Origin of the sequence: Pontibacter saemangeumensis, from assembly GCF_039541895.1 — a bacterium.
Taxonomy (GTDB): domain Bacteria; phylum Bacteroidota; class Bacteroidia; order Cytophagales; family Hymenobacteraceae; genus Pontibacter; species Pontibacter saemangeumensis.
The window spans coordinates 763,864-780,188 of the sequence record NZ_BAABHC010000016.1 but is presented as its reverse complement, the minus strand read 5'-3'; the positions used below and the strand labels follow the sequence as shown (position 1 = coordinate 780,188).

The 16,325-nt window shown below is 56.6% G+C and carries 14 protein-coding genes; 8 read left to right on the top strand and 6 right to left on the bottom strand.

The features are described 5' to 3' along the window. Window positions 1-54 precede the first annotated feature (54 nt). From ABD920_RS17270 to ABD920_RS17235, 8 genes are all read left to right on the top strand, one after another. Window positions 55-957, top strand: coding sequence for a sugar phosphate isomerase/epimerase family protein (locus ABD920_RS17270; RefSeq protein WP_345160746.1), 903 nt, complete (start codon window positions 55-57; stop codon window positions 955-957). Between the two features lie 255 nt (window positions 958-1,212). Then, window positions 1,213-2,745 carry a sulfatase family protein gene (locus ABD920_RS17265; protein WP_345160745.1) on the top strand — a complete coding sequence of 511 codons (1,533 nt, stop codon included), beginning with the start codon at window positions 1,213-1,215 and terminating at the stop codon, window positions 2,743-2,745. A 50-nt stretch (window positions 2,746-2,795) separates the two neighbouring features. Then, on the top strand, window positions 2,796-3,929 hold the full coding sequence (locus tag ABD920_RS17260; RefSeq protein WP_345160744.1) for a formylglycine-generating enzyme family protein: 1,134 nt from the start codon (window positions 2,796-2,798) through the stop codon (window positions 3,927-3,929). A 241-nt stretch (window positions 3,930-4,170) separates the two neighbouring features. After that, window positions 4,171-4,956 (top strand): carboxylesterase family protein, encoded by a 786-nt coding sequence (locus ABD920_RS17255; protein ID WP_345160743.1) that lies wholly within the window; start codon window positions 4,171-4,173, stop codon window positions 4,954-4,956. A gap of 255 nt (window positions 4,957-5,211) precedes the next feature. Next, the gene (locus ABD920_RS17250; RefSeq protein WP_345160742.1) at window positions 5,212-5,676 is read left to right on the top strand and encodes a thioredoxin family protein; all 465 of its coding nucleotides are present in this window, start codon (window positions 5,212-5,214) and stop codon (window positions 5,674-5,676) included. 56 nt (window positions 5,677-5,732) lie between these two features. Continuing rightward, the gene (locus tag ABD920_RS17245) at window positions 5,733-6,785 is read left to right on the top strand and encodes an FAD:protein FMN transferase (protein ID WP_345160741.1); all 1,053 of its coding nucleotides are present in this window, start codon (window positions 5,733-5,735) and stop codon (window positions 6,783-6,785) included. An 11-nt stretch (window positions 6,786-6,796) separates the two neighbouring features. After that, window positions 6,797-7,015 carry a DUF4266 domain-containing protein gene (locus ABD920_RS17240; RefSeq protein WP_345160740.1) on the top strand — a complete coding sequence of 73 codons (219 nt, stop codon included), beginning with the start codon at window positions 6,797-6,799 and terminating at the stop codon, window positions 7,013-7,015. Beyond that, window positions 7,006-8,220, top strand: a complete 1,215-nt coding sequence (locus ABD920_RS17235) for a DUF3570 domain-containing protein (RefSeq protein ID WP_345160739.1) — start codon at window positions 7,006-7,008, stop codon at window positions 8,218-8,220. The genes ABD920_RS17240 and ABD920_RS17235 overlap by 10 nt, the downstream gene beginning before the upstream one ends. Before the next feature lie 119 nt (window positions 8,221-8,339). On the opposite strand, the gene ABD920_RS17230 is transcribed toward ABD920_RS17235, so the two are convergent. The 6 genes from ABD920_RS17230 to ABD920_RS17205 form a co-directional block, all read right to left on the bottom strand. Beyond that, complete coding sequence (locus tag ABD920_RS17230; protein ID WP_345160738.1) at window positions 8,340-10,181, bottom strand: glycoside hydrolase family 15 protein; 1,842 nt, start codon at window positions 10,179-10,181, stop codon at window positions 8,340-8,342. A 222-nt stretch (window positions 10,182-10,403) separates the two neighbouring features. Further along, window positions 10,404-11,795 (bottom strand): alkaline phosphatase family protein, encoded by a 1,392-nt coding sequence (locus ABD920_RS17225; protein WP_345160737.1) that lies wholly within the window; start codon window positions 11,793-11,795, stop codon window positions 10,404-10,406. Continuing rightward, the gene (eboE, locus tag ABD920_RS17220; RefSeq protein ID WP_345160736.1) at window positions 11,740-13,020 is read right to left on the bottom strand and encodes a metabolite traffic protein EboE; all 1,281 of its coding nucleotides are present in this window, start codon (window positions 13,018-13,020) and stop codon (window positions 11,740-11,742) included. Before eboE ends, ABD920_RS17225 begins: the two co-directional genes overlap by 56 nt. A gap of 69 nt (window positions 13,021-13,089) precedes the next feature. Further along, the gene (locus tag ABD920_RS17215) at window positions 13,090-14,271 is read right to left on the bottom strand and encodes a 3-dehydroquinate synthase (RefSeq protein WP_345160735.1); all 1,182 of its coding nucleotides are present in this window, start codon (window positions 14,269-14,271) and stop codon (window positions 13,090-13,092) included. 182 nt (window positions 14,272-14,453) lie between these two features. Continuing rightward, window positions 14,454-15,362, bottom strand: coding sequence for a UbiA-like protein EboC (eboC, locus tag ABD920_RS17210; RefSeq protein ID WP_345160734.1), 909 nt, complete (start codon window positions 15,360-15,362; stop codon window positions 14,454-14,456). Next, on the bottom strand, window positions 15,362-16,306 hold the full coding sequence (locus ABD920_RS17205; protein WP_345160733.1) for a TatD family hydrolase: 945 nt from the start codon (window positions 16,304-16,306) through the stop codon (window positions 15,362-15,364). Before ABD920_RS17205 ends, eboC begins: the two co-directional genes overlap by 1 nt. Window positions 16,307-16,325: the final 19 nt, after the last annotated feature.

The following is a 16,325-nucleotide window of genomic DNA, read 5'->3' as shown; positions in this document are numbered from 1 at the left end:
CTTAGGCAGAACAATTCCCCAGTCCTCGTTATATAAATAATCAAAAAGATTCAGATGCCCAGATTAGCAGCATTTCCGAAAGCGTACATGCAGGCTTTGTGTAAAGACAGTTCCATGGCCCTGGCAGAGTGGATTAACTTAGCCAGCCAGCTGGATATAGAAGGCCTGGAGTGGTATGCCGGCTTTCTGGAGATGGAGAACCAAAACAACTGGGGCAAGTTCCGGAAAATGGTGGAGGATCAGGGCAAAGAAATCCCGATGATGTGCTGCTCCCCGGATTTCACCCACCCCGATGCCGCCTTCCGGCAGAGAGAAATCCAGAAACAGAAGCACTGGATAGAAATGACCTATGCGCTGGGAGGGGCCTACTGCCGGGTGCTGTCCGGGCAGCGGCGGCCTGAACTCAGTACGGACGAAGGGGTTAAGCTCGCGGCAGAGTGCATTGAAGCCTGCCTGCCCTACGCAGCAGAACGAAACATCACGCTCATCCTGGAGAATCACTACAAGGATGATTTCTGGGAGTATCCTGAATTCGCCCAGAAGATGGACGTTTTCTGTCAACTGATAGCCAGCGTGGAGCACCCCAACTTCGGTGTAAACTATGACCCGAGCAATGCTTTCTTAGCTGGGGAGGATCCGCTGGAGCTGCTGAAAAGGGTTTCGAAGCGGGTGGTCACGATGCACGCCAGCGACCGCTACCTGAAATATGGCACCATTGAAGATCTGCAAAAGGAGGAAGAAGGAGCCGTAGGCTACGCGAAAAGGCTTAGCCATGGGGAAATCGGCAAGGGGCTGAACGATTATGACGCCATCTTCAGCGAATTGAAAAGAGTAGGCTTTGACGGCTGGATAAGCATAGAAGACGGTGTGGACGGCATGGACCAGTTAGAGAGAAGCGTGGCTTTTCTACGAAAGAAAATCGCCGTCTACTGGCCTGCTTCGCCGATGAAAAATTAGGCTGTAAAGCAGACACACCTACAATTCACACAGTGTTTAAACAGATGATATATATGAAATGATAACCGTTGTGCTTGCCAGGCAACGCAGTTACAACTGGCAGAAGCTAACGCTTTTACGACTCTGGTTATATATAAGCGCGGGTTATATATAACAGGGTAGATGCAGATAAAAGAAAACAGGGCCTCTGCCCGTATATATACCGGGGCTGTCCAAAGGCTTGTACGCAGTCTTACTTAAAAAAACCGAGCGCTTATGACAACACAACTAGCTACCTTGCACACCAGCAGGCTACTGGTATCGCTGCTGATTTTAGCCCTTGTTTTTCCAAGGGTCCTGCAGGCGCAGCAGCAAAAAGCACAGCAGCCGATGAACGTGATCTATATCCTGAGCGACGATCACCGGTACGACTTTATGGGTTTCATGGGGAAGGTGCCCGGCCTGCAGACCCCCAATATGGACCGCATGGCAAAAGAAGGGGCCCACCTGCAGAATGCCTTCGTCACCACTTCCCTCTGCTCGCCGAGCCGGGCCTCTATCCTGACGGGGCAGTATGCGCACACCCATGAGATCGTGGACAACAGCGCCCCTTTGCCGGAGGGCCTTACTTTTTTCCCGCAGTACCTGCAGGAGCAGGGCTACCAGACGGGCTTTTTCGGCAAGTGGCATATGGGCAACACCGACGATAAACCGCAACCGGGCTTCAACCAGTGGGTCAGCTTCAAAGGACAGGGCGTGTACTACAGCCCGACATTCAACATCAACGGCAAGGAAGTGAAACAGCCGGAAGGCAGCTATACCACCGACCTGCTGACAGACTATACGCTGGAATGGCTCAGCAAGCGCGACAAGAACAAGCCCTTTTTTGCCTACCTCTCGCACAAGGGCGTGCACTCAGAGTTTATGCCCGCCAGGCGGCACGAAGACAAGTACAAAGACATCAAAGTGATCAGCCCGCCCTCCATGTACCTCACCGCTACCGACAGCAGCAGACGGTGGGGGGTGGTACAGGCGCCGAAGGGGCCGGTGAATGTGCGGGACATTCCGAAGTGGGTGAAGGCGCAGCGCAACAGCTGGCATGGCGTGGATGGCATGTACGACGGCGCCATTGCCTTTGATGACTTCTACCGGCAGTACCTCGAAACGCTGCTGAGCGTGGATGAAAGCATTGGGCGCGTGCTGGACTGGCTAAAAAAAGAGGAGCTCGATAAAAACACGATGGTAATCTATATGGGCGACAACGGCTTTCAGTTCGGGGAACTGGGCCTGATTGATAAGCGGGATATGTACGAGGCCTCTATCCGCGTGCCGCTGCTGGCCCGCGCCCCCGGCCTCATCAAACCGGGCACGAAAGTGCAGCAGATGGTGATGAACGTAGACATCGCCCCGACCGTGATGGAGCTGGCCGGCCTGGAGAAACCGCCTCATATGCAGGGAAACTCCTTCCTGCCGCTTCTAAAGGGGGAGCAGCCGCCCTGGCGCGACCGGATGTACTACGAATACTACTGGGAATGGGCTTTCCCGCAAACGCCGACTATTTTCGGGGTGAGAACAGATCAGTATAAGTATATTTACAACCATGGCGTGTGGGACATCAACGAGCTGTACGATATCCAGAAAGACCCGCAGGAGATGAATAACCTGATCCGGAACCCCGCCTACGAAAAAGTGGCCATGGAACTGAAAGCCGATATGTGGAACTGGCTGGAGTCCACGGACGGGCTGCAGATCCCGCTCAAGAACGTCCCCTACAAGCGCATCGACCTCCCCTATAAAGGCACTTATTGAAAAGTGCTGCTGTTTGGGACATATGGTTTCCTGCAACTACCGTAAATGACATGCACAATAACACCGCCCCCGGCCTTGTCGCCGCTATTGCCCTGCTTTGCCTCCCCGCCTGCGATGCAGGCAGCGGGAAAGAAACGGTAACAAACACAGCCACAGCCGATACCACATCCATGGCCTCGTGTACCAGCAGCCTGCCGGCACGCTTTGCCGGTTCTTCTGACACGGCTGCCTACCAGGCGAAGGAGCTGTCGCGCGAGGGAATGGTGTGGGTGGAGGGCGGGACCTTTGCCATGGGCGCCACTGACCCGGAGGGGCGACCCGATGAGTATCCGCAGCACCAGGTAAAGGTGAGTGGCTTCTGGATGGATGCCACCGAGGTGACGAACGCGCAGTTTGCAGCATTCGTGGAGGCCACCGGCTATATAACCACCGCCGAGCGCGCCCCGGATTGGGAAGAACTGAAGCGGCAGTTGCCACCCGGCACGCCCAAGCCCCATGATAGCTTATTGGTAGCGGCGTCGCTGGTTTTTTCGCCGCCTGCCCAACCGGTGCCCCTGCACAATGCCGCGCAGTGGTGGAGCTGGAAGAAAGGAGCCGATTGGCGCCATCCGCAGGGCGCTGGCAGCAGCATCGAGGGCAAAGAAAATTACCCGGTGGTGCAGGTGTCTTGGGACGATGCGACGGCCTACGCCAAATGGGCCGGCAAGCGGCTGCCGACGGAAGCAGAGTGGGAGTACGCGGCGCGGGGAGGCAGGGAGGCGCAGCTATATCCGTGGGGGAACGAAGGTGTGGAACAGCGCCAGCCAAAAGCCAATACGTGGCAGGGTACCTTCCCGAGCAATAACACGGGCTGGGACAAGTACAAAGGGCTAGCACCTGTGAAGAGCTTCGCAGCCAACCAGTTTGGCCTATACGACATGGCTGGCAATGTATGGGAATGGTGCGCCGATTGGTACGCCGCTGATTACTACAAAACCCAGGCGGCTGGTGTTTCTGAAAACCCGACAGGACCGGACAGCAGCTACGATCCGCAGGAGCCAAACACACCGAAGCGGACGGTGCGTGGGGGATCTTTCATGTGCCACAGCAGCTACTGCAAAGGCTACCGCGTCACCTCCCGCATGAAATCCTCAGCAGACACAGGCCTGGAGAACACGGGTTTCCGGTGCGTGGCTTCTGAATAGTCAAATCATATATAAACTCAAGTTGTGATTTGCTTATTTTGTTAAGCATCCTTACCCCTCCCAGGAGAGAAATATACTACTCTTGAGGAAGATTCCCCTCTCGGGCAAGGTAGGGTTTCAATCTTCAAAGAAACTATATGGTAGAGCAACATGGGTTATATATTAAAGAGCAGTCTGATAAATAGCCCATTCCGCTTTTGCCTATATAGGCTGACAAACCCCTCAGCCCGCAAAGGAGAATATGAAATTACCTAACATAGTCCTCACCTTTCTGATCTTTGTAGCGGCCTTTTCAGCGAAGGCGCAGGAAAGCCTGGACGCGTATGAGCACAAGCTATATATCCAAAACAACGATACGCTCCCGTACCGCATTCTGTACCCTGAAAACTTCGACACTGCGAAAAAGTACCCGCTGGTGCTGGTGCTGCACGGAGCCGGCGAGCGTGGCCATGACAATGAGGCGCAACTGGTATATGGCGCAGACCTGTTCCTGGAGAACCAGCAGGAATTTCCGGCGATCGTGGTGTTCCCGCAGTGCCCGAAAGACTCCTACTGGTCCAACGTACACATCGTGCCGGACGAGAACGGCAGGCGCACCTTCAATTTCCGGAAAGGGGGCAAACCTACCGCCGCCATGGAGAACCTGCTGGGCCTGTTGGAAGAATTAAAAGACGCGGGGCAGGTGGACGAAGACCGCCTATATCTGGGCGGCCTCTCGATGGGCGGCATGGGCACGTTTGAGCTGCTGCGCCGCAAGCCCGACACGTTTGCAGCGGCTTTCCCGATCTGCGGGGGCGGGCACCCGGCCACTGCCCGAAAATTTGCGAGGAAAGTACCGCTGTGGGTGTTTCATGGGGAGGAGGACAGCGTGGTGCCGGTAGAGAAGTCAAAAATAATGGCCGCGGCTATTGCAAAGGCCGGTGGCAACGTGAAGCTGACCATATACCCGGAGGTGGACCACAACAGCTGGGTAAACGCTTTCGATGAGCCTGCACTGCTGCCATGGCTCTTTTCAAAAACCAGGTAACAGCTTAAAAATTCTCCATACATTTTTGTGCCGTCGCCTACAACAGCAGCAGGAGCAGCAGCGTTATAGGTGTGAGGTTTCCAAACTGAACCGACAGGGCAGCTGACACATTCCCATATCCTAACCGTGGAGGAAATGCAGGAGCGCAGCACAGCTGTATATGGCCTAATATATATGGCCTAAGCCGGAACTTGCTCGCGCCCTTTTTAATTATATAGGCAAGGCCGTACGCGGCTTCAAATAAATATAGAGCTAATGAGGAAGAACATTTTTTTGACCGTTGTGTTGGGGGTGTTGTTTGGCCTGAACACTGCTTTTGCGCAGAACTCCCATCCCGAAGGCTGGAATGTGACGTATGCGGAGGCCGCCGCAGAGGCTAAAGCGGATCATAAGCCTATCCTGATGGTGTTTGGCGGGTCTGACTGGTGCAAACCCTGTATCATGCTGCGCAAGGAGGTGTGGGAATCTGAGACATTTAAGCAATATGCCAAGGATAACCTGGTGCTGCTGGAGCTGGATTTTCCGAGGATGAAAAAGAACCAGCTGCCGGAAGTGCAGACAAAGCAGAATGAGGCCCTCGCTGCGAAGTACAACAAAGACGGGGTGTTCCCGCTGGTGGTGCTGACAGACGAGAACGGCAATGTGATCTCCAAAACCGGCTATAAGGCCGGAGGCCCTGAAAACTATATCGAACACCTCAAACAACTACAGAAGCAATAAGGAAAAACCCACTCAATCCCGGAGTGGGTTTTTCTTTACCCATAAACTATACCTCTATGCTTAGGCGCCTGATGATATTGCTGTTCTTAAGCCTGACCTGGCTGGTGCAGGTGCAGGCGCAGCGTCTGCCTACCAAAGAGCCCCATGCCTATAAAAAGGTACTGCTGCTGATGGGCACCCGCTTCGAGCTGGCGGCGGTAAGCCGCGATGAGCAGAAGGCATGGGAGGCCATTGAGGCCGGCATCAACGAAACAATGCGCATCGAGGCCCTTATCTCAGAGTGGCAGCCCACCTCCCAGACCAGCGAGATCAACCGCAACGCCGGCATCAAACCGGTGGTGGTAGACCAGGAACTATATGACCTCATCAGCCGCAGCAACCGCATCTCCGCGATGACGGGCGGCGCGTTTGATATCTCCTTTGCCTCCATCGACAAAGTATGGCGGTTTGACGGGAGTATGAAAACACTGCCTGCGCCGGAGCAGGTGGCCGCCTCCGTTGCGAAGATCAATTATAAAAACATCATCCTGAACCCAGAGCACCACAGTGTGTTTTTGAAGGAACTGGGTATGAAGATCGGGTTTGGGGCCATCGGCAAGGGGTATGCCGCCAACAGGGCCCGCGATATAATGCGCGAAATGGGCATTGAGGGCGGTGTGGTGAACGCGGCCGGCGACCTGGTGACCTGGGGCAGGCAGGCTGATGGCTCCTCCTGGTATGTCGGCATTGCCGACCCGGAGGAGAAGGATAAAGTATTCTCGTGGCTCACCGCCGATAATACCGCCGTGGTGACTTCCGGCAACTACGAGAAATATGCGGAGATCGGGGGCAAACGCTATTCCCATATCATCGACCCGCGCACGGGCTTTCCGGCCTCCGGGCTGAAAAGCGTGACGATTGTGTGCCCCAACGGGGAACTGGGGGACGCGCTCGCCACGGCAGTCTCGGTGCTGGGCAAAGACGAAGGCCTATACCTGATCAACCAACTGAAAGGAGTGGAATGCCTGCTGATAACAGACAACAACGAGGTCCTGACGTCGGAGAGCCTGCACCTGCATTATTACCAGAGCAAGAAAATAACGGCAGCCCCTACTGCCACTGTTGATTAATCCGCTGTAAAATGAGAAAACACAGAACACTGTTCGCTGCCTTTTCCGTGCTCGCCCTGCTGAGCAGTTGCGAAGCGGTGAAACCCTATCAGAAATCCTACCTCAACGAGGAGGAGATGAAGCTGAGCGCCCGCAGCTCGGAGGCATTCGAACAGAACTTTGAATCGTACCGCGAAGGTGCCTCCGGCGCAAACGGGGGTAAAGTGGGAGGAGGTTGCGGATGCAACTAGCCTATAAGTTTCTGGGTTTCTTTGCGGCATTTGCGATGGCGTCCCTGAGCGGGTTTGCCCAGCATGCGGCACCCCGGGTGAGCCGGCGCGTACAGGACCTGCCTCCCGCCGATGTGAACATCCTGGCCAGCTACTACAGCCAGGATGGTACCCATTCGCCCGTGACCGGCGGCATCGGCACGGAGGAGCTGACGGACGTAACCCCGACCATTATCGTGAATGTGCCGCTGGATACGGTGACCAACCTGCTGGTGAACTTCGGGATGGATTTTTACTCCTCCGCCTCCTCCGATAACATCGACTACAGCGTATCATCAGCCTCCAGCTCCGATACGCGCACCCATATAAACGTGGGGTTGAGCCGCCGCAACAGCCTGAACCGCACCACCAAGAGCCTTACCATCGGCGGTTCCACCGAGTACGATTACCAGTCGGTTTCGCTGTCGGCGGGCTGGGCGCAGGCCTCGCGGGACGGCAATCGGGAGCTGAGCCTGGGCGGGCAGGTGTTTTACGATGCCTGGACGCTCATATACCCGGTTGAACTGCGGGGCAACGGCCAGTTGGTGGATACTAACAAACGTCAGTCTTTTAACCTGTCAGCCACCGTGTCGCAGGTCATTAACAGGCGGATGCAGGCCTCGCTCTCCGCGGACCTGGTATACCAGACGGGGCTGCTGTCCACGCCGTTTCACCGGGTGTATGTGCAGGAGCAGGAAGAGGCGCTGGTGGAGCAACTGCCGGGCAGCCGCCTGAAACTGCCGATCGGCCTGCGGGTTAATTATTACCTCAGCGACCTGCTGACCGCGCGCATGTTCTACCGTTTTTACATGGATGACTGGGGCATCATGGGGAACACCGTGGAGGTGGAGACACCGGTTAAATTCGGGCCGTTCTTCTCCATATACCCTTTCTACCGATACCATACCCAAACGGCCGCTGATTATTTCAACCCATATAAGCAACACACCATCAGCCAGGAATTCTATACGTCTGATTATGACCTGGCTGACGTGAGCAGCCATAAAGTGGGGCTGGGCGTGCGTTACTCGCCGCTCTTCGGCGTGGCCAGGTTCGGATTGCCCTTCACCAGCAACAGCACGATGCTGAAGAGCATTGAACTCCGGGCGTCGCAGTACTGGCGCAGCGACGGCTTAAAGGCCTTCCTGATCAGCACAGACCTTGGCTTTACCATCCCATCTGAGTAGGGGCGTCAGACATATATGGCTAGCCGAAACGGGCGATATACGGATATATAGCTGATATGGCACCAGCCGAGGTACACGATGATTTCCGGTGTCTGTCCCATATAGAGGGGGAGGGTCAGCTAGGTATAGAGCGGGTTGATTTCCCCGCCCGGCTTCACGGATAACCGGGTGTTGAGCTCTACCGCGGCACTGATCAGGGCCAGGTGCGTGAACGCCTGCGGAAAGTTGCCCAGCAGCTCGCCCTGCAAGCCAATCTCTTCGGAGTAAAGGCCAAGGTGACTCGCGTAGCCTAGCATCTTCTCAAAATGCAGCCGTGCCTTGTCTATCTGCCCTGACTTGCTCAGGTTCTCAATGTACCAGAACGAGCAGATACTGAAAGTGCCCTCTGTGCCGCCCAGCCCGTCTGTGGCGCCGTGCTCGGTGCTGTAGCGGTAAACCAGCGAGTCCGTCACGAGGTTTTCCTCGATCGCTTTGAGCGTGGCCTGCCAGCGGGGCTCTGCCGGGCTGAGCATGCGCACCAGCGGCATTACCAGGGCCGCCGCGTCCAGCACGGTTGCGCCCCTGTACTGCACAAAAGCCTGGCGCTGTTCGCTCCAGAAGTTCTCATACACGTCTTTGTAAATCGCGTTGCGGGCGCCCAGCCACTTCTCGAGCGGTGCCGGGAATGATCGGCTGGTGGCAATGTGGATGGCGCGGTCCAGCGCTACCCAGGCCATCACCTTCGAGTACAGAAACTCCTGCTTCTCGTCCCGCACCTCCCATATGCCATGGTCGGGGTGGTGCCAGTTGTCCGCCACATAGTCGACAAATATGGTGAGGTCTTTCCAGAAATCATACGTAATGGGGCCGCCGTGCTTGTTGTAGAGGTAGATCGTGTCGATCAGTTCGCCGTATATATCGAGCTGAAACTGACTAAAGGCAGCGTTCCCGATCCGCACCGGCCCGGAGCCCCTGTACCCCTCCAGGTGGTCGAGCACCTGCTCCTCCAGGTGCGCCTCCCCGTCCACGGCGTACATCAGCTGCAGGTCCGAGCCCTTTTTCATGTCTTTGCAGCGCACCATGATCCATTGCATGAAGTGCTTCGCTTCCTCAGTGAAGCCCAGCCGCAGAAAGGCGTACATGGTAAAGGCCGCATCCCGGATCCAGGTGAACCGGTAATCCCAGTTTCGCCCCCCGCCGATCACCTCGGGCAGGCCGAACGTGGCGGCGGCAATCGTGGAACCGAACTCAAGCGAGGTCATCATTTTCAGGGTGATGGCAGAGCGGAGCACCATCTCGCGCCAGCGGCCCTGGTAGGTGCTCTGCTCCGACCAGGTCTGCCAGTACATCACCGTGTCCTGAAAAGCAGTTTCAGTAAAATAACGCAGCTCCTGCCCTTTAAAAGAGCTTTCCTCCTGAGGCACGGCCTCTATCACAAAAGAAGCCTTGGCACCCTGCTTCAGGGTGCACTCCGCGGTAACATCCCCCTCCTGCACCTGCACCTGCTGGTCGGTGATAAGGCGGAATACCGTGTTGTCGGCTCCCTTGCTCCTGAAAAGCAGCGCACCCTCTTCCTGGAGTACCTCATGCTCTGAGCGGGCATAGTTCAGGCGCGGCCTGAAAGTCATCTGGAACGTAATGCTCCCTTTGATGACCGTTAGCATGCGCACTACCGCACAGCTGTAGTTCTTGCGCCGGATCGGCATAAAGTCCGTCAACTCCCCCATCCCGTCAGGGGTGAAAAAGCGGGTAACCAGCACGCCCGTGTCGGGCAGGTACAACTGCTTGAAACTGGTCTCCGGGTGTTTCGGCTTTATCTGCCAGTTGCCCCCCTTGTCTTTATCAAGGAGTGCCGTGAAGATGGTGGGGGCGTCGAAGCGCGTAAAAGGCAGGTAGTCGATAGAACCGTACTTCGACACCAGGGCCACGGTGTGCATGTTCCCGATAAGGCCGTAGTTGGCGATGGGGCAGTACTCTTTCATAGGTGCAAAGGCTAAGTCCTATGCTTTTTAACGGGGAGCGGATTGTTGCGTTGCAGTAGCTTGAGTGCAGCCGCAGCGCCAGGTGTATCCAATTTATATTACCGGATGGCGGATATATATAAACCCATACCAGCAGCTCGGGCCGGGGCGTTGCTTGCCTATATAAAAACGGGGAGGGCCGCATAACAATGCGGCCCTCCCCGTTTTTATATATGATTTTTGCTACACAGCCATCTTCTGCTTCCCCACCTGCAGGTGCGCCAGGATAACGTCGAACACCTCCACTGCCTGCAACTCCTGTGGCAAGGCCTGCTTGCTTTTGGTAAGCAGGATGGGCCACTCGCTCCTGTCTTCGGAGATGCGGCCATGGGATCCTTTGATCAGGGTGGCGTCCAGCGGAATAATGTCCATTACCATCCGGAAGCCCAGTTTCTTTTTCAGCACCTTACCCGCCACCTTCGGCAGCAGGAACTTGATTTCAGGGTCAGCGAACATCTCCACTGGGTCAAAACCGGGCTTCTTGTGGATGTCGACCATGCGGGCGTAGTCGGGTGCCCTGTGATCGTCGAGCCAGAAGTAATAGGTAAACCAGGAATTTTGATCGGCCACTACCACCAGTTCACCGCAACGCGCGTGCGCCACTTTATACTTGTCGCGCTCGGCTCCGGCCAGCACCTCCTGCACGCCGGGCACCTGCTGCAGCAGCTTTTGCACCGCTGGGACATCTGCAGGGTTTTCTATATATACATGCGCCACTTGGTGATCGGCCATGGCAAAAGCTTTACTCATGGCTGTATCCAGCAGCTCCGTGCCACGCTCCTCACGCACGGCGATATAGCCGTGCTTGCGCAGCACGCGGTTCAGGTGCACTGGCTGGTTCACATCCGTAATACCGTACTCCGACAGCACAATTACCTGCGCGCCCTTCGCCTCGTAAAATTTGATCAGGTCGCCGGCCACGGCGTCTATCTCCTGCAGGTCTTTGGCCACGCGCGGATCGCTGGGGCCGTGGCGCTGCAGGTTGTAATCAAGGTGCGGCAGGTAGATGAGCGTGAGCGTCGGGTTATATAAATCGTCTGTAATTTTGCTCGCATCCGCGATCCATTTGCTCGATTTGATGGAGGTTTTGGGTCCCCAGTAGTTGAACAGCGGGAACGTGCCCAGCTTTGCCTGCAGCGTGTCGCGCAGGCTGGCGGGCTGGGTGTAGCAATCGGGCATCTTGCGGCCGTCGGCCAGGTACTGCGGGCGCGGGGTGAGGGTATAGTCTGCCGTCGTGTTCATATTATACCACCAGCCCATGTTCGCCACCGTAAAGTTCGGGTCTGCGGCCCTTGCCACCTCCCAGATCTTGGGTGCCTGGATCAGTTTGTTCGACTGGCGCCACAGTTTCACCTCGTCCTCATCCCGGAAGTACCAGCCGTTGGCCACGATGCCATGCTCCTCGGGCCACTTGCCAGTAAGGTAGGTGGCGTGGGCAGTGCAGGTGACGGCAGGAAAAACCGGCCGCACCGCTGCCTGCTGCGCCTCGGCAGCCCACCTGGCCAGGTTTGGAGTGTGTTTACCGAGGAGTGGCTGTGTGAGCCCGACGATGTCCAGTACGACCGTCTTCTGCATGTTCAGTAGGGTTTAAGGTTGAGAGTACCCATTCCAGCTCGCGCAGGATGGACTCTGAAAGCTCTTTTTTCATATCCTCGGGCAGCACGTCCCAGGTATAGGTCTCCACTTCGAGGTGCTGCGTCAGAGGGTCCTTCTTTATATATTGCAGCACCTCCACAATGTCCTGCTGCGTGGATTCCAGGCCGTTGTAGGTCTGAGTGAACAGCGGCACATGGAAATGCGTGCGCCACTCCACCGCATTTGGCTTCCGGATATGCTGCAGCGCGAAAGTCAGGTCCGGGTACTGCGTCAGCTCGCCGTCATCGCCGCGCTCCACCACCTGGTGCAGGTACGTCGACTCCGCGAATCGGGCAAAGGTTTCGGCCAGCTCGCCGCGCGTCTCCACGTCTTTCGGGAGCTCCGTTTTCAGGGCGGCGCTCAGCTGTATCTTCCCTATTTTGATACCGGCGTGTTTAATTTTAGCGAAGGCTTCTGCGGGTTTTTCGTAGGCGAGGGCAAAATGGCACACATCGTAGCACAGCTGTATATGCTGCAGCACCGCCGCGTGCGCCTCCTCCTTCGCCATTCCCCGCGACTCCTGCAGCGCCTTTACGCCCGCAGGCAAAAGCCACTCCTGGTAATAGTTGATAACCTCTTTGCTGTTTTCCAGCAGCCCGTCCGGCTCCGGTTCGATATCGATATGAATGGTCTTGCCTGTTTCCGCTTTGAGCTGCAGCAGCGCCTCCACCAGCGAAACCAGATGATCGGTGGCACTGCTGTAAACCGCCTTCACTTTAGAGCTTTCCTCCTCCAGAAACCACGGCTTGTAAGAAAGGGGCGAGGTGGAGATACCGCCTTCCACGCCTTCCGGCAGAATTTCAGCCAATATTTGTGCCAGGCGTTTGGTATAGGCCAGGCGCTCTGTTGTCGTCCAGTCAGGTTTGTGCACATCGTCCTTCACGGCCTGGTTATGGAAGCCGCCATACGGAAACCCGTTCATCGTGAACACATACAGCTCCTGTTCCTGCAGCCATTGCTTAAACTCCTGCAAGCGGTTGCCCTGCAGCAGTTCTTCGCTCGCCAGGTTCGAAAGGCGCAGGCCAATGCCGAAAGGCTTATCAGGTGAAAGCTTCTGTTTAAGCGGTGGGAAATAGGCTTTGAGTTGCCGGAAAACCTCCTCCCAACTTTCGCCTGGGTGGATGTTGGTGCAGTACGTAAGGTGATGCCCTGTGGCCAGATACATGTTTTGTCGGTTTAGGTAAAACAAAGAACAGCGGCCGGCTCAGTCACCTGCCCGGCTGCTCCCTTTTCTTTACATATTGGCGGCTGGCTGGTGCTGATGGCGCTTCTTTAACAGGTTTACGGCCTGCAGCACCAGCGGTTCCTCTATATGGTGCACTTCCACGCCCTCGCCGATCCTGTTCAGCAGCATGATGGTGAGCTGCCCGCCGAGATGCTCCCGGAACTCCTGCAGCCCTTTGATGACGCTCAGCTGGCCCGTGCCGGGCTCTTCCTGCGACAGGGCCGGCACATATACTTCAAATCCCAGGTCTTCCAGCAGTTCCAGCACGTTTTCGTATTCCGCTTCCGTCAGCATGCCCTTCAGCATCGAGTAGGCGACATCCAGGGCCATGCCCACGGCTACGGCCTCGCCGTGGCGCAGGTGGTAGTTGGTGAGCTGCTCCAGTTTGTGCGCCGCCCAGTGCCCGAAGTCCAGCGGGCGGGAGGAGCCTGACTCAAAGGGGTCTGCGCCGCCGATGTGCTGCACGTGCATTTCGGCGCAGCGGTGGATGAGCTTTTGCATCGCCGGCATGTCCCGCTGCGCGAGTTTAGCGGCATCCCGCTTGATCTGGTTGTAAAAAGCCGCGTCCTTGATCAGGGCAACCTTCACCGCTTCGGAGATGCCGGCCCGCCAGTCGCGGTCGTCGAGGGTCAGCAGAAAGTCGCTGTCGTTGATGACGGCGAAAGGAGGGACGAAGGTACCCAGGAAGTTTTTCTTGCCGAAGAAGTTGAAGCTGTTCTTCACGCCCACCGCCGAGTCGTCCTGCGACAGGGTGGTGGTGGGGATGCGGATATGGCGGATGCCGCGGTGGGCAATGGCGGCGGCAAAGCCCGCCATGTCCAGCACCGCCCCGCCGCCGATGGCGATGAAGTAAGCGTGCCGGTCGATGCGGTGGGTGTTTACCGCCTCCAGCAGTTGCAGCAGAAGCTCCGTGCTGTTTTTTACTTCCTCCCCACCTGTTATCACCATGGGGTCAGCCAGTAGCTTCATGGTGTCCGGATGTTTTGAGACGTAGCTTTTGATGTCCTGCACCAGTTGGGGATGGGCATCGGCGACGCCACGGTCGATCACGAAAAACACTTTACGGGGCGCTGTGCCCTTGTCCTGCTGCAGTACATCGGTCAATACAGTGTTGCCCGGGTTAAAAAGCCCTTTGGTAAAGTACACGCCGTACTTAAATTTCACTGTAAACGATTGCTCTATTGGCTCCATATATGGTCGTAAATGGCTATTTCTCTGTCAAAAATCAATCCCTGAAAGACCCCGGACCGATTCAAAAATAACAATGCTGTTTTAATGAGGTGCTTTTCAACAGGTTGCTGGGTATATAGGGTGGGGGCCCTATATACCCAGCAACCTGTTTATTTGTAACAATGGCTGAGGCATAACAATTCTCAGGTCACCGCAAATCTTTGGGCAATATAGATAGAAATCGGCAAAAGCAGCAGCACCAGCAGCCCATACTGCCAGCCCGCAAAGCCTGCGGCCATGCTGGCGTTCATCACAATGAGAGCCAGTATGCCTGCTTTCACGGCTTTGATGATCAGCTTTGGCTCCTTGGTGGGCATGGCGCGGAAAAGAGGCGGAAATATGAGGTAGGCAAACAGCAGCAAAAACGGGAGGCTGTACCACAGGTTGAATTCCGGCAGCAGCGCCAGGCTGATGATGCCCCCAAAAACAAGCGCGTACATCAGCACCGCCCCTTTCAGGGCGGCGATGTTTCCGCCATGCACTTCGCCGCGGCTGATCATGGTGATGGCGGCTATATATACGATCGGGATGAAGGCGATGAACCACAGTTCCTCCACGGCCGCGGGAACGGCACTTACCCCCAGCAGCAGGTTGCCGCCCCGGCAGGAACCCATGTTAATGGGGCCGAGGATGTTTTGATGCTTCCCTTTCCAGTCGTAGAGCAGGGACAGGAAGGCTACTGCGAGCGCGATAAGGGCGCTTAAGCCAGACACCTGCCAGGCCGCCAGCACCCCAACGGCTAAAAGGATGGCTCCCAGCGTGGCTGCGCCGCTAACAGATGCCCTGCCGCTCGGGATGGGCCGCTCGGGCCGCTCCACCCGGTCGAGCTCCGCGTCGAACACATCGTTAAACACCACACCGCCGCCGTATAAACCGATGGTAGACAGCACAAGCCAGCCAAGCGGCTGCAGCGTCCCGGCGTTCAGCCCGCCTTCCCAGAACGGGCGCGACAGCAGCATGCCGGAGGCCGCAAAGCCCATCATGATGTCTGCGATGGCGGTAACGATATTGGCCGGGCGCATGAGCCGCAGGTAAGCTCCCAGTCTCGTCATTAGCGTACGATGTTTGAGCCGAGCTCGCCTTCATCGGTGCTCAGTTCGCCCACGACCGGCGACTGGCCGCCCCGGAGCACGGAGCTGCCGGAGAATTTCTCGCGCTGGTCAACCGCCGTTGGGGTGAGCCAGTCTGACTGGTGCATCTGGCCGCTCTTGCCGAAGGCATCCAGGGCATTCTGGTAGCACACTTTTCGAACATCCTCGAGTGATATACCGCGCTCCAGCATCAGAGAGGCCGTTTTAGGCACTGATAGCGGGTCGCTGATGCCCCAGTCGGCGGCGCTGTTCACCATGATGCGCTCGGAGCCGTACTGTTTCACCACCTCCACCATGCGCTCGTTGCTCATCTTGGAATTCGGGTATATGGTGAAGGCAGCCCAGAAGCCCCTGTCCAGCACGTCCTTCACGGTCTCTTCGTTGTTGTGGTCCACAATCACCATGTCCGGGGCGATGCCGTGCTCCAGGCTCACCTCCATGCTGCGGATGGTGCCCGATTTCTTGTCGCGGTGCGGCGTGTGAATCTGCACCGGCATGTTTGTCTCCTTGGCCAGGTCCAGTTGCAGCCGGTAGTATTTATCCTCGGCCTGTGTCTGGTCGTCGTACCCGATCTCGCCTACGCCCACCACGCCTTCCTTGTATATAAAGAGCGGCAGCAGCTCCATGACCTGCTCGGCCAGCGCCTCGTTGTTCGCCTCCTTGGAGTTCAGGCCGATGGTGCAGTAGTGCTTGATGCCGAACTGGCTCGCCCTGAAACGCTCCCAACCCACCAGGCTGCTGTAATAGTCTTTAAAGGAACCAACCTCAGTGCGGGGCTGGCCCAGCCAGAAAGCAGGTTCAATGATCGCCACGATCCCCGCTTTCCGCATGCGCTCGTAATCGTCGGTGGTGCGGGACGTCATGTGGATGTGCGGATCTATCAGCATCAGGTTTTGCGTGTTCATATGCGTTTTATTTCGGATG

What these genes read in the sequence shown, in the direction of transcription:
- ABD920_RS17270 (WP_345160746.1), top strand. Translation starts at nt 55, where the DNA reads ATGCCCAGATTAGCAGCATTTCCGAAAGCGTACATGCAGGCTTTGTGT.
- ABD920_RS17265 (WP_345160745.1), top strand. Translation starts at nt 1,213, where the DNA reads ATGACAACACAACTAGCTACCTTGCACACCAGCAGGCTACTGGTATCG.
- ABD920_RS17260 (WP_345160744.1), top strand. Translation starts at nt 2,796, where the DNA reads ATGCACAATAACACCGCCCCCGGCCTTGTCGCCGCTATTGCCCTGCTT.
- ABD920_RS17255 (WP_345160743.1), top strand. Translation starts at nt 4,171, where the DNA reads ATGAAATTACCTAACATAGTCCTCACCTTTCTGATCTTTGTAGCGGCC.
- ABD920_RS17250 (WP_345160742.1), top strand. Translation starts at nt 5,212, where the DNA reads ATGAGGAAGAACATTTTTTTGACCGTTGTGTTGGGGGTGTTGTTTGGC.
- ABD920_RS17245 (WP_345160741.1), top strand. Translation starts at nt 5,733, where the DNA reads ATGCTTAGGCGCCTGATGATATTGCTGTTCTTAAGCCTGACCTGGCTG.
- ABD920_RS17240 (WP_345160740.1), top strand. Translation starts at nt 6,797, where the DNA reads ATGAGAAAACACAGAACACTGTTCGCTGCCTTTTCCGTGCTCGCCCTG.
- ABD920_RS17235 (WP_345160739.1), top strand. Translation starts at nt 7,006, where the DNA reads ATGCAACTAGCCTATAAGTTTCTGGGTTTCTTTGCGGCATTTGCGATG.
- ABD920_RS17230 (WP_345160738.1), bottom strand. Translation starts at nt 10,181, where the DNA reads ATGAAAGAGTACTGCCCCATCGCCAACTACGGCCTTATCGGGAACATG.
- ABD920_RS17225 (WP_345160737.1), bottom strand. Translation starts at nt 11,795, where the DNA reads ATGCAGAAGACGGTCGTACTGGACATCGTCGGGCTCACACAGCCACTC.
- eboE (WP_345160736.1), bottom strand. Translation starts at nt 13,020, where the DNA reads ATGTATCTGGCCACAGGGCATCACCTTACGTACTGCACCAACATCCAC.
- ABD920_RS17215 (WP_345160735.1), bottom strand. Translation starts at nt 14,271, where the DNA reads ATGGAGCCAATAGAGCAATCGTTTACAGTGAAATTTAAGTACGGCGTG.
- eboC (WP_345160734.1), bottom strand. Translation starts at nt 15,362, where the DNA reads ATGACGAGACTGGGAGCTTACCTGCGGCTCATGCGCCCGGCCAATATC.
- ABD920_RS17205 (WP_345160733.1), bottom strand. Translation starts at nt 16,306, where the DNA reads ATGAACACGCAAAACCTGATGCTGATAGATCCGCACATCCACATGACG.